The 12,566-nt window shown below is 60.1% G+C and carries 9 protein-coding genes; 4 read left to right on the top strand and 5 right to left on the bottom strand.

Annotated elements, in window-relative coordinates; genetic code table 11:
• Nucleotides 1–3: 3 nt before the first annotated feature.
• Nucleotides 4–960, bottom strand: coding sequence for a class I SAM-dependent methyltransferase (locus QM685_RS11035; protein ID WP_415115677.1), 957 nt, complete (start codon nt 958–960; stop codon nt 4–6).
• A 454-nt stretch (nt 961–1,414) separates the two neighbouring features.
• Here QM685_RS11035 and QM685_RS11030 point away from each other — a divergent pair, with 454 nt between their 5' ends.
• From QM685_RS11030 to QM685_RS11015, 4 genes are read left to right on the top strand one after another with little or no spacing between them, the layout of a single operon-like run.
• A complete protein-coding gene (locus QM685_RS11030) occupies nt 1,415–2,404 on the top strand; it encodes a glycosyltransferase family 4 protein (protein ID WP_415115674.1) in 990 nt (329 codons plus the stop codon).
• A gap of 49 nt (nt 2,405–2,453) precedes the next feature.
• Nucleotides 2,454–3,458 carry a glycosyltransferase gene (locus QM685_RS11025; protein WP_415115672.1) on the top strand — a complete coding sequence of 335 codons (1,005 nt, stop codon included), beginning with the start codon at nt 2,454–2,456 and terminating at the stop codon, nt 3,456–3,458.
• A 31-nt stretch (nt 3,459–3,489) separates the two neighbouring features.
• Nucleotides 3,490–4,080 carry a histidine phosphatase family protein gene (locus QM685_RS11020; protein WP_415115670.1) on the top strand — a complete coding sequence of 197 codons (591 nt, stop codon included), beginning with the start codon at nt 3,490–3,492 and terminating at the stop codon, nt 4,078–4,080.
• Complete coding sequence (locus QM685_RS11015) at nt 4,077–4,967, top strand: hypothetical protein (protein ID WP_415115668.1); 891 nt, start codon at nt 4,077–4,079, stop codon at nt 4,965–4,967. The genes QM685_RS11020 and QM685_RS11015 overlap by 4 nt, the downstream gene beginning before the upstream one ends.
• A gap of 55 nt (nt 4,968–5,022) precedes the next feature.
• Here QM685_RS11015 and QM685_RS11010 read toward each other — a convergent pair whose 3' ends face one another.
• Genes QM685_RS11010 through QM685_RS10995 form a run of 4 tightly spaced genes read right to left on the bottom strand, consistent with a single transcriptional unit; the run spans nt 5,023 to nt 12,062 of the window.
• Entirely contained in the window at nt 5,023–6,138 is a 1,116-nt protein-coding gene (locus QM685_RS11010) for a glycosyltransferase (RefSeq protein WP_415115666.1), read from the bottom strand.
• Nucleotides 6,135–8,918, bottom strand: coding sequence for a glycosyltransferase family 4 protein (locus QM685_RS11005; protein ID WP_415115664.1), 2,784 nt, complete (start codon nt 8,916–8,918; stop codon nt 6,135–6,137). The genes QM685_RS11010 and QM685_RS11005 overlap by 4 nt, the downstream gene beginning before the upstream one ends.
• Complete coding sequence (locus QM685_RS11000; RefSeq protein WP_415115662.1) at nt 8,911–11,094, bottom strand: glycosyltransferase family 2 protein; 2,184 nt, start codon at nt 11,092–11,094, stop codon at nt 8,911–8,913. Before QM685_RS11000 ends, QM685_RS11005 begins: the two co-directional genes overlap by 8 nt.
• A complete protein-coding gene (locus tag QM685_RS10995; RefSeq protein WP_415115660.1) occupies nt 11,091–12,062 on the bottom strand; it encodes a glycosyltransferase in 972 nt (323 codons plus the stop codon). The genes QM685_RS11000 and QM685_RS10995 overlap by 4 nt, the downstream gene beginning before the upstream one ends.
• Between the last annotated feature and the right edge of the window lie 504 nt (nt 12,063–12,566).

The following is a 12,566-nucleotide window of genomic DNA, read 5'->3' as shown; positions in this document are numbered from 1 at the left end:
GGGTCAACGAGCTTTCCTGATCCAGAAGCTTGCGCCGGGATTGCGCATGAATAGCGGCATGCGCGCATTCATCAGGTCGGCGTGGAAGTGGCCCATGAACGTGTTCATCAGCACGACTTCGAAAGCATTGTTGTACTGGAGGAATGCGCGCAGCAGATACGCTTCATTCCACGCGCGGCCTTCGTAGATCCACTGCGGCGGATATTCGAGAGGCAGGAACACATCGTGAAAATGCACGTGCACGCCCGGAGCCAGAATTGGCAGGATCTCGAATACGATCCGGTTGACATCGCTGCCGATCTTGCTTACATGCGACGAATCGACGAACAGTATGTCGTTGGCTTCCAGTTCCGTGAATACCGACAGATCGACGTCCTGAGCGAGCGATTTCACGATCTTCGAGGTGACCTTGTCTTTGTCGGTCAGCAGCGACAGCAGCCGTTCGTTGTTCGGCTCGACGAAGGTGCACTTGATCCGACCGTCGAAGAACAGGTCATTTGTGTCGAGCGAAACGGCGGACGAGAAGCCCGAGCCGATTTCGACGATGCGGCGCGGCCGCAGATGGCGAATCATGCAGTACAGCGACGTCGCATCACCATACGAGAACATCACGTTTTCAAAGTAAAAACGCAGCCCGTCTTTCTTGTGCGGTTCGAACGGCATGTCGCCATAGTACTTGTCGGCGAATTCCTCGACGAGCCGCACCTGCGCTTCTTCGTTGAACTCGATGCCGGGCAGCGTGCGCGAAATGGTGCCGAACAGGCGCGCTTCGTTTCTCTGAATATCGGGGATCGAAGGGATCGGCGAGTAGTAGTGACCGGGTGGGACATCGCCAAGATTCGAAAAGTGCGGAATGTTAGTCTGAAGCGAATCGCGATACTTGTCCCGTTCGGCAATCAACTCCGCAACCTCGGGATGTTTTGCGGCAAGTGAATTGAGAAGTTCGGTCGATGCCGACATCTTGCGTCTCCGGCGTGATGGATTTCGTCGAGGTATTCCTGGAAGGCGAATCGGATGCGATGTTCCGGGCCCACGGCGTTCAGCTGACTTAAGTCTAACGTAGAGCCGTTGACGTAAGAAAGTATTCAGCGCAATGATTATTATTGCGGGCGAGCGTGCGGCATGGCCCGCATTTACCGTTGCTTACAAAATATTCGGCGTATCAATCTGCACAGGCGTGTACGCAAACGGTAAGGTGCGTTCCGTATGATTCCCTCCGCTCACGAAAGCTTGGAGCCGGTGTCGTCCGAGCCGGCGCGCAGGCCGTTTGCGCCGTGATTTGGCGTAAAATCAGGCCCCTGCCGATAACGGTCCGAGCCTGTTTCGCTGGCGGTCTCGGACGTCTGGATTCCGTGCAGTCCCGCGGACGGCGCTAGCGCCCACGATACTGGACGATTCGGGACGGAGCCCACATATGCATTTCAAAATTCTCCTGACCACCCACAGTACCGCGTTCATGACGAGCGGTGGTGGTGAGTCGGAACTCGTGCAGGTCGCCGAACTCCTCAACGATTCGGACGTACAGGCTGATATTTACGGCATCCGTAGCCGGCCGCTACGTTTTTACGACGCGGTGATGCATTTCTCCGTTCATGCGGACGGCGAGGCGATCGTTCGCGAGACGCTCAATCAAGGCAAAAAGCTTTTAATATGGCCCAACGTCTGGTGGCTGAGCGCGCCGGACCCGGCTGAAATCAGCCGGATCGAGGCACTTGTCGCGCGCGCCGACCGCCTGCTCTTCAAGTCCTCGACTGAGCTCGATCATTTCAACCGGTACATTGCCGTCGAGCCGGACAGGTGTGTGGTGGTGGGCTCAGGTATATCTGACCGATTCCTGCTGCCGGCAGATAAAGATTTACTGCCTACAGTTTGCGACGTCTCGGATTACGTCCTATGCCTCGGCTTGATCGAGCCGGTCAAGAATCAGCTCGAACTGATCAGGGCGCTCAACCAGCTTCAGATGAACGGGCTGATGGTGGGCGGCTTCAGGGACGAGGAATACTACCGGCGATGCGTGCGCGAGGCGCATCGCGGCATTCATTTCCTGCCCTTCATTCAGCCGTGCAGTGCGCTGCTGCGCTCCGCGCTCGCCAATGCGCAGGTGGTGGCGGAGCCGAGCTTCGATCCGCCGGGTCGCTCCTGCCTCGAAGGCGCATTCGTGAAGAAGCCGCTCGTCATGGTTGATGGGGATTGGCAGCGCGAGCACTTCGGCGACAATGTCTGGTACGCGAGTTCCACCAGCGCGCCGGACATCGTTCCCGCCATCCGGGCAGCCCTGACCGACGAGGACAGGGACGAAAAAATTGCAAGCAATTACGAACGCGTCTATGCACGGCACTCGTCGAGCACGGTAGCAGCAGATTTAATCAAACACCTGATCGATGCCGGCCTCACAAATTACTAAGATTCCCCGCCTGCTCGTCGTCCAGCGGCGCTCCATGACCGATGGGCGTATGAATTCGCGCACGATCGGCGCGCGGTTCGCGCCGTTGCTGTCGTATATGCAGCGGCATCAGCTGATCGAGTGGGAGCAGATCTCGGAGACGGACGTTGGCGTGAGCCATCTGCATCGCTTCGAGGTGGTGCTTTTCAACAAGCACGTATCGAACCTTTCGCTGAAGATCATGCGGATGGCAAACGAACTCGGTCTCCATACCATTTACGATCTCGATGACTGGCTGCTCGATCTGCCTTCGTGGAGCGTGCTCGAAATGAACGAGGACGTACTCTACAACGTGCTTGCGATGATTCGTGAGGCGAGCGCAGCCACGGCATCGAATCAGTTGCTGCAGGAGCGCATGCGTAAAGTGCGGCGCTCGGACGTGCTGATTATTCCCAACGGGTTCGACGATCAGGCGTTCGATCTTTCGCCCGGACTCTGGACGGAAAAACAGCCGCCGAAGATCGTCTTCTCCAATCTCGACGGCATCAAGCTGGTGAACTTCCGCAAGGATTTCTTTGCCACATTGCGCAGCTTCTTGACACGCCACGAAAGCGTGACGATCGACTTCTGGGGTGATCCGTTTCCCGAGCTCAATACGATTCCACGCATAACGCATCGCGGTAGCCGCGGCAATCTCGAGTATAAGAAGGCCATTCGCGACGAAGGCTACACGTTCGCGATCGTGCCGCTCGGCGCGGAAGAAGATCCCGAGACGCTATTTTTCAACTCGTGCAAGTCACCGATCAAATATGCGGACTATGGAAGCCTCGGCATCCCGAGCATCTATTCCGACTGCCCGACTTATCGCGAGAACGTCAAGCATCGGATGACGGGATACATTGCGTCGAACAACGCGCAGAGTTGGGCTCAGGCGCTCGAAGACATGCTCGATGATGCGAAGCTTCGGCAATCAATCCGCGAGCATGCGTATGCCGACGTGTTCGACCGTTTCAGTGTCCGGCGCATTTCGGCGATGTTCCTGAAGGCGTTGCCCGACCCCAAGTCTGCCCGTTAATCGGCCCACAGTCCTCACGCAGCTAACTCTTATGGATCTTCTTCTGATTCGTCACGGTCAATCGTTCGCCAACGTTGCCGGTCTGCTGAACTCGACCGAACAGGATGAGTTGACGGTACACGGCATTCAGCAGGCTGCGAAGCTGCGCACGGTGATGGAAAGCCAGGGCCTCGCACCGGACCGCGTTTTTTCCAGCCCGTGGCGGCGCGCATTGCAAACCACCGAGGTGCTCTTCAGGGACAAGTGCGACTGGACCGTCGACAGCCGTCTCGGTGAAACCAATGCTGGACGGTTCGCGACATGGAAAGCCGAGGACTTTCGACAGGCATTTCCTGATTGGGGCCAGCGTCTGTCGGACCGTTATGAGGGCGGCGAGTCCCACCTCGAACTGGCCGCACGGTCGGTAAACTGGGTCGAGGAGGAGGTGCTGCGACATGCGGACAAGCCTGGCCTGATTGCGGCCGTCTGCCATGCGGGACCGATCTCGGTGATCTCGCAGTATCTGCTGAACATCCCGTTGTCCAAATTTCCTAACGTGCTGGTGCCGAACGCATCCATCACGGTCTTCCGGCAGAACGCGCATACCGGAAACTTCTATTTGCAGATCGCAGGGCTGTCATGAGTGCATCGATCAAGATTTTCGAGCCGCTTTACGCGCCGGGGCAGGTCCTCTCCGAACAGGCCTTCCATCCGCTTGTCCTTCGCAACAACGCTCACGCTGCGTGGCGCGAGTTTTATATCCTGGTCGACATGTACCGCAAGGGCATGCATCTGGAGCAGGATTTTATGGCCCTTTTCTCGCCGAAGTTCTCGTTGAAGGCGCGGATAGACGGCAGCCGGTTTCTGGAGTTCGTGCAGGCCAACGCCGATGCCGACGTCTGCATGATCAATCCTTTTCCGCAACTGGCTTATTTCTCTTTCACTGCATGGATGCAGGGCGAGCATGCGCACCCGGGACTCGTGGAACGCAGCCAGCAATTGCTCGACGCCGTTGGCATTCCGTGGAATCTGCGCGAGGCGCCGCGACAGTCGGCGCACACGCTATGCTATTGCAATTTCTGGGTCGGCTCGCAGTCGTTCTGGGAGAACTATGTAGGCAAGGTGCTCGAACCGATTGCCAGCTTCCTCGAAACCCAAAGCGATAGCGAAGCCGCGCGTGGCGTGCTGGAACCGACGATCCATTCGGACGACGCGCCGTTTCTGCCATTCGTTGCCGAGCGTCTGTTCAGCACGTATCTGTCGCTGCATCCCGAGGTGAAGGTGGCAGCGTATCCGATCGAGGGCGACCGGGTGCTGGACTACTGCGTCAGCGATTTCGAAAAAGACATCGTGCGTTACATGCAAAAGCCGATCGACGCGGCGGATCGCGCGCCGGTCTTTCCGGCCGAGCAGATTGCGTTGATGGATTTGCTGTGCACGCTGTCGCAGAAGTACGTGCGCGCGCACTTTTCGTTTACCCCGCATCCGCATACGGGGCAACCAATCGACTTCGACCGGAGCGACAAGTAGCGCCACGAAGGAAGGCGTACGGCGGCGCGATTCGCGCAATGCGCGCAGTCGCCGGCTATCCCCTTTTCGTGGTGGCAACGACCGTATTCGCATTCGCGCGCGAATGCGAGAACCCATTCGTTGCGCCGATCTCAACGAATATGTTCCGCCAGACGTCGTCGCTTGCACGCAGCAGTATGCCGTCGGCGTGTTTCACATAAGCTGCGTGGATCGGGCTCCAGCTGGCGCGATGGTCAAGGTGTTCCATCACCACCGGTACCCACGCCGAGAGTTCGGCACTGGCGTCGAACACGCCGTCGCGCGGACAAATTTCCTCGGCGGCTGTGCCGCCGCGCACGAATACCGGCTTGCCGTAATGCATGGCCTCCAGCACCGGCACGCAGAAGCCTTCATGACGGCTCATCGCGAGTAGTCCATTGGTGGATTCGTAGCACTCGAACAGATCGGCGTCGTCGAGCATGCCCTTGAAGTCGACTTGCTCGAGTACGCCGAGGCGCCGTGCGTGATTGATCAGGAACTTCAGGTAATCGTAGTTCGGCGTGCTGCCCACGATACTCAGCGTCGCAATGAATTCACGTTGTTTCAGCAGCGCCAGAATCTCGATGCCGTCTTCGATGCGTTTATGCGGCACCACGCGGCCAACCATCAGCAAGTTCGGCTCGTGCCTTTTGCGGCCTTTGCGTGGCGGGTCGCGCCGGAATACGAACATGTCCGGGAAGATTGGCGGGACGACTTTAATCGCGTCTACCTCGAGGATGCCGGAGAGACTTTCCGCCGTGTTCCGCGAATTCGCGACGACGGCATCGAAGCCTGCGAGCAGCGGCAGTTGTGCCAGCGCTTTTTCGCACAACTGCGCGGTGCGCGGTTCGAGCGCGAGCAGGAGTCGCGGGTCGGTTATGCCGTGGAAGTAGCAGATTTTCTTGCAATCGAGCGCAAGAATCCGCTCGAGATGGGGATCGAAGATCGAGTAACTGAGGACGATGACGTCCTTCTGAGTCACTTGGGTAAATAACGCTTCAATTGGGCGGACCCCGTTCGTTCCCTCATCGAAACCGCTGGCATATAACTCGGCCGCCATGCCGAGCCGTTCAGCCATGCGAACGAAACCAATGCAGTGATTGCCCACCGCATCGCCCGAGAAAATGTCCGGAGCACACACCCGCAGCGTCATTTTGCCTTTGCCTCCGCAATGTTGGTCAATCGTCGCGCATAGGCGCGTGCGACTGCTTCAACTGAGTAGTCACGCTCGATGCGCGCCTTGCCTGCCTGCGCGATGCGTTCACGCAGAGGCGCATCGTCAATCATGCGTTTGAGCTGTTCGGCCGCGGTCGACACATCCGGATCGCACCAGTACTGGCCTTCGGCAAACAGATAGTCGCCGGGGCGTAGCGGGATGAGTTCGCCGTCCACTAGGAACGCGGTGTCCGGCTCGCAGAAGTCGACGTTGCCCGAGAAATTCGTGGCCACGACGGGCTGCCCCAACGCCATGGCCTCGGCGATCACGCGGCCGAAGCCTTCGCTGCGATGGAGCGAAATGTAGGCGTCGCAACAGGCCATGAAGTCGGTCGAATCCTGGCGGCTCAGGCGCTCGGACACGATGTGGATACGGCTGTCGTCCGCGACCAGTTCGAGGACTGCCCGCCAGACCGGGTCGTCCTCGCGCACGTTCATCGCCTTGATGATGAGCCCGACGCCCGGCGAGCTCTTGCCGAATGCGTGCTTGAACGCCTGCACCCCGGCGAGCGGATTTTTGCGGCTTAGCCACGAGTTGCCGTCGAACATCAGATAAAACAGGAACTCGTTCGACGGCAATCCGAACCGTTCGCGTTTCGGCTCCAGCGGCGCGGGCACCTCGACGGCCATCGGCATGTGATAAACCGGCGTGTTGCCGAGGCGCGTATAGACGCTCTGCACGAAGCGGCTCTGGGCCCAGATTTCGTCGACCATCTGATGCACGTTGCCGAACGCGCTCGGCCAGTGAGGCAGCTCCCACGGCCACGCGCCGATCTTGTGAGTCGGCGCATCGATCAATTCGCGGCCGCCCTCCAGCGCGAGACGCACCATCTCTGGAGCCGGCAGGCAGATCAGGCTGATGTTGTATTTGAGCTCGTCGCTGATCAGATGATCGACCGAATGATCGAGCTTCGCCGGCCCCGACATCGGTGCATTGACCAACGTGATCGGCGTGGAGGCCAGCTTAAGCACGCGCGCGGCCATGCGTGCGTCTTCGCCGAGTCCGAGCACACCTTGCGGGAAGCCGATCACGTTCACACCGAAGTCGTATCCGACGCCTTCCACGCGCGCGTGATAGCGGGCCGGCTCGCACGCGTCGTCATCGGCATCGTCGTCGGGACTGTCCGCCCAGCGCACTTTCAGTGAGCCGAGCAACGGGTATTCGGTGGGGGCCCATTCATTCCACCACCGCACGAGCTGGTCGCGTCCCGTCTCGGTGCTCATGTCGTAAGCCTTGCGCAGGTCGGGGCGGTCGCTCGCGATCATGACGAGAAAGCGCGGCAGCAACGTGTCCTCGGCCGGCTGCTCGTCGTCTATTCTGGCCAGCTCCTCGGCGAGGTGGGTGGGCGACCATTTGATCGCGTAGTACTCGTCGTGCCCATTCCTGTCCCACCACGAAACGAGACCTAACCGTTCGCTGAATCTGTTCAGATTGAACGATGCCTGCAGATCGGGGCGTTCGTTCCAGATCAGCAGCAGAAACCGGGGCAGTAGCGGCAGCGCGCATTGCTGGCCGGGTTCCATTCTGAACAGGTCTTCGGGCAGCGGCGGAATTACCCAGTGAATGGCCGGATATTGGTGCTGCCCGTGTTCGACCCACCACGACAGGCACTTCAGGCGTCCAGTGAAACTGTCGAGCGTGCACAGCGCCTGCAGGTCCTGCCGTTCCTCATAAAGCAGCCGCAGGAAGCGCGGTACGGGCAGCCAGTCGGAATGTGTACCCCATTCCGGCTCGAACAGCGCGGCGGGCACCGTGGGCGGCAGCCATCGGATTGACCGGTACTGATGCTGGCCGTGCTCGATCCACCACGACAGGCAGCTTAACCGCCCCTTGACGGATCGCAGCTCGAAGGAGGCTTGCAGGTCTGGCCGTTCCTTGACGATCAGGGAGAGAAAGCGCGGCACGTGCGGGCCGTCGTCGACTGGTGGCTGCTCGGGCTCGAGCATCGCGCCGCCGATAGGCGGCAGTGGCCACTTGATGCGCGGATACTCGCGCTGGCCATGCTCCTCCCACCAGCTCAGACAGGCGAGCCGCGAGGTGAAGCTGTTCAGATCGAATGCGCTGCGCAGATCGGGCCGCTCGGTGGTGATGAGCGCGAGAAAGCGCGGAAAGGGCATCGCGCTGGAGTCGGGGGCGTCGATCGGTTCCAGCAGCCTGGACCACGAAACGGGCGGTTGCCACGTGATGCGCGGACACGCGCTTTGGCCGTGCGCGTCCCACCAGTCGAGGCAATTCAAATAGCCGGTCAGCGTGCCGAGGCTGAATGCCTGCGAAAGATCACCGCGGTTGCTTACGATCATCGTGATCAGCTTCGGCAATTGCAATCCGGCTTCTTCCTGTACGGTTTGCGGCTCGAGCAGCGTCTCGTTCAGGTGCTTCGTGTCGAGTACGCTGGGCCTGGTCGAGCCGAGCCAATACATGACGGCTTCCGGATGACGCTCGATCAGCGTGTCGTTGTCGAGCTGGCGCAAATATTCCAGATCTTCCTGGCGCAGCACCCAGTCGAAGTCCGGATACGTTTCGCGCGCAGACATTTCCCACCAGAAGTAGAGCGTGATCCGGTCGTTGAGCGCTTTGGAATTGAAGCGCGCGAGATCGGCTCTGAATTTCATCAGAAAGTAGATCGCGCTCGGCAGGCAGAAGAGTTCCTCCGGCGAAGGGTGGCGGTACTCCGCCAGCCACCCGGTCTTGTTCTTTTTCGATCCAAGATTAACCAAGATTTGCAATCCTTGAAGGCCAGGCGAAGGAAAAGTCGTCGGCAGTCAGCGTCAGATTGGGCGAATAGCAGGGATCGTTCATCAGCAGATGACCCCAGCGCTGTCTGACCAACTCAGATTCCTGGTTGAAGCGGCTAATTTTTTCCGGCGTGTCTTCGGCGCCGCGCGTTGCCGATTCATGATGATAAAGCTCGGCATAGGGCGTCCACACATTGCGGTAGCCCGCTTGCCGCACGCGCAGGCAGAAATCGATGTCGTTGTAGGCGACATGTAATTGTTCGTCGAGGCCGCCGACTTCCTTGTAGATCGATTGGCGTATCAGCAGGCACGCGGCGGTCACGGCGCACATCTCGTTGCGCAGGCGCGCGCGCGCGAAGTAGCCCGGATGCGTGTTCGGGAAGTGCTTGTGCGCGTGGCTTGCAATGCCGCCGACACCGAGTATCACGCCGCCGTGTTGAATCGTGTCGTCCGGATACAGCAGTTTCGCACCGACGGCGCCCACGTTCGGCTGCAACGCGACCGACACCATTTCCTCGAGCCAGTCGGCGTTGATCACTTCGATGTCGTTGTTCATCAGGCAGACGAAATCCGCGGTGCTCGCGAGAGCGATGCGGTTGTTCAGCGCCGAGTAGTTGAACGGCGAATCGTCGCGCACGACCCGGATCCGCTCGTCTTTTTTCAGGCGCGCGAACAGGTCATGCGTTTCCTGTTTGACCGAGCCGTTGTCGATGATCGTGATGTGGAAGTTCGGATAGCTCGATTTCTGCCGTACCGATTCCACGCATTGCTCGACGAGTTCAGAGGAATCGCGTGTCGGAATGATGATTTCGACCGACGGTAGTACTTCGGGCAGGTCGTACACGACCTTGTTGAAGGCGTCCGTGCCGGGCGCGTGTTCGGTATGCGCGTTGATCTGGTTGCGCGCGAGATGTTCGTCGAGTGCGCGCATCGCCGCGATATGCGCATACGGCTTGGCTGCGTGGCCGGCCGCCGTGCTCTCGGGAATCATGCGCCAGTGGTACAGCGCGCGCGGCACGTGATAGACCGTGTGGTGACCGGCGCGGTCGATCACGCGCAGCGCGAGATCGTAGTCCTGCGATCCTTCGAAGCCGGTGCGGAAGCCGCCGACCTCTTTCATGATCGAGGTCTTGTACACGCCGAAATGCGAAATCATGTTCTGGCTCAGGAACAGATCGTAGTTGAAGTCGCACTTGAAGTAAGGGTCTGAGCGGACCCCATCGATTGAGATCTTGTCTTCGTCGCTATAAATCACCGCCGCATCCGGATGCACATTGATCACTTCGGCGACGCAATAGAGCGCGAGGGGATGCAATTCGTCGTCGTGATCGAGCAGGCCGACGAACTCGCCGACCGCAAGTTCCAACGCGGTATTGCTCGACGTGCTGATATGGCCGTTCGTGGTGCGGTACGCGACCTTGATGCGCGGGTCCTTTGCGGCGTAGCTGTCCAGAACCTCCTTCACTTCGGGGTTCGTCGAGCAGTCGTCCGCGATACAGAATTCCCAGTTCTCGTAGACCTGATTGATGACCGAATCGATTGCCATGCGCAGCCATTTTTCCGGCGTGTTGTATGTCGGCATGACGATGCTGATCAGCGGTTGCAGCGCCCACGTTTTCGAGCGCGCGCGCAATTCGGGGTAGAGCGACGCAGGCGGTTCGTGCAACTCGATCCATTCCTGATAGGTGTGGCCCACGGTTGGGGCCGGTGCGGGTTGCGCGCCGCCGCGCCACGATGCCATACGGTGCGCGCGTTCGAGCAGCTCTTCCGGGCAATCGGCGTCCGCCACCGGTTCGACGTTGAAGTTCTCAATCGAGAACAGTCCCGGGTGCGCGATCGGGTCGAGCCGCAGCGGGCCGGCGAGCGGCGGAAACGCCACCACCTGATCCACTTTCCCCTCCGCGCTGACCACGAGCCCGATCGTCGCGTGTTCCGACATGCCCGCGCCCGCGTCGAAATAGATCATGCATGGCGAAGCCGGCATGTCCTCTTTCAGGAGCTCGAACGAAATACGCGCCGCGCACCTCGACAACGCTTCCGATCCCGTCAGTTCGAACTGCGGATCGTTGTTGGTCGCCTTCCACGCGAACTCAGGCTTCGAGGAAACCTCGACGTTATTCAGAGGACGGAGTTCGAATTTCTTCACGAGGTTCTTCATTTTGTCAGCAGGGAATCGTAGAGGTCTTTCAGGGGAGCCAGAACGGCTTGCCAGGTCAGGTCGCGCGCGTTGTCCGCGGCGGCGCCGCGCGGTTGCGCGAGCGCCGCGCGAATCGATCCGGCAATGCTGTCGACGTCGAACGGATCGAGGTAGGCGACATGCCGCGCGAAGTACTCTTCCGTGGAGCCGACTTTTGTTACGGCGATCCGCGCCCCCGCCGCATGCGCCTCGAGCGCGGCAAGCCCCGGCGTCTCCAGCGTGCTCGGCAGCACGAACGCTTCGCAGGCCGCATAGGCCGAGCGCAGCAGCGGTGAATCGTGAGCGAGCGTGCCCGCGTAGACGAGCTGGTCGCCGCCCTCGGCGAAGCACGCCTTCGCGTATTCAGGATCGCGCTGATGGCCGATCAGCACGAGTTTCAGCTCCGGGAACGACTTCATCGCGTTGACGAGCGCGAGCTGGTTCTTGCGCGGCTCGATGTTGCCCACGTTCAGAATGAAGCGGCCTTCGATGCCGAATTCGCGGCGGAACAGCTCCGGCGCGACCGGTTCGTAGAAGCTCTGTTCGACGCCATTGAGCACGCTCACGAATTTCTCGCGCGGCAGGTCGAAGATACGCGCGAGCGTGTCGCACTCGATCTCCGAGTTCGCGACCACGCGGTCCGCGAGCGAAAACTGATGATGGATCTCGCCGATCGGATAGAGATGCTTCGTCTCCTCCGTCACCCACAGGCTCGACGACACGACGAGCGGCAAGCCCAACTGCTTGACGAAGTTGCAGAAGTGAACCGAGCCGCCGACGCACGAGAAGAAATGCACGACGTCGTGTTCGAGAAAACGCGGCTTCCATGGATCGAACAGCGTGACGTCCACGCCATGCGCGGGCAGATGCCTGTGATACGCAAGCAACTGGATCTCTCCGCCCCCGGGGGTATGGAAAGCCATCGGGTAAGTGGCGAACAGCACTTTCATAGGCGGGGCTCTATTGGCTCAAACACGTTCTTTTCTCCAGACCAGCACGTTGTATTCCACATGTCGATGGTTTCAGACACCCCGCGCTTCGCCGACGTGAGCGGCATCGACCGGCGCTCCGTGCGGCACGCGCGGGCGCGGCCTGAGCAGCTGGTGTCGGAGCATTCACATGGGTGCGTGCCGCGCGGTGGCGCGGCAATCAGGCGCTGGCTCGCCGGCGCGCGGGCGGCTGCCCGTTCGCGCGGCCGGGGGACAGGCCTGATTGTGCTGTCGTCGAGCACGTCGGATCGATACCACGAATTCCACATGCGCGAATATGTTTGAGTTGTTACGAAGTGTACGAACTGCGCGCCAGCGGGCGCATGTCCGTTTTATTATCACGGCCCGGGCTCCCGCCGCGTGTGAGGCGTTGCTTGCGTACCGCTTGCGCATGGTTTGCGCGCTGTTTGCAACCCGGGCGGCCGCGGCACATTCTAGCGCCCCGGTCCTGACCCGCGAACAGGG

Source organism: Paraburkholderia sp. (assembly GCF_047605525.1).
Lineage (GTDB): Bacteria > Pseudomonadota > Gammaproteobacteria > Burkholderiales > Burkholderiaceae > Paraburkholderia.
This window is presented reverse-complemented; position numbering and strand designations above follow the sequence as displayed.

What these genes read in the sequence shown, in the direction of transcription:
- QM685_RS11035 (WP_415115677.1), bottom strand. Translation starts at nt 960, where the DNA reads ATGTCGGCATCGACCGAACTTCTCAATTCACTTGCCGCAAAACATCCC.
- QM685_RS11030 (WP_415115674.1), top strand. Translation starts at nt 1,415, where the DNA reads ATGCATTTCAAAATTCTCCTGACCACCCACAGTACCGCGTTCATGACG.
- QM685_RS11025 (WP_415115672.1), top strand. Translation starts at nt 2,454, where the DNA reads ATGAATTCGCGCACGATCGGCGCGCGGTTCGCGCCGTTGCTGTCGTAT.
- QM685_RS11020 (WP_415115670.1), top strand. Translation starts at nt 3,490, where the DNA reads ATGGATCTTCTTCTGATTCGTCACGGTCAATCGTTCGCCAACGTTGCC.
- QM685_RS11015 (WP_415115668.1), top strand. Translation starts at nt 4,077, where the DNA reads ATGAGTGCATCGATCAAGATTTTCGAGCCGCTTTACGCGCCGGGGCAG.
- QM685_RS11010 (WP_415115666.1), bottom strand. Translation starts at nt 6,138, where the DNA reads ATGACGCTGCGGGTGTGTGCTCCGGACATTTTCTCGGGCGATGCGGTG.
- QM685_RS11000 (WP_415115662.1), bottom strand. Translation starts at nt 11,094, where the DNA reads ATGAAGAACCTCGTGAAGAAATTCGAACTCCGTCCTCTGAATAACGTC.
- QM685_RS10995 (WP_415115660.1), bottom strand. Translation starts at nt 12,062, where the DNA reads ATGAAAGTGCTGTTCGCCACTTACCCGATGGCTTTCCATACCCCCGGG.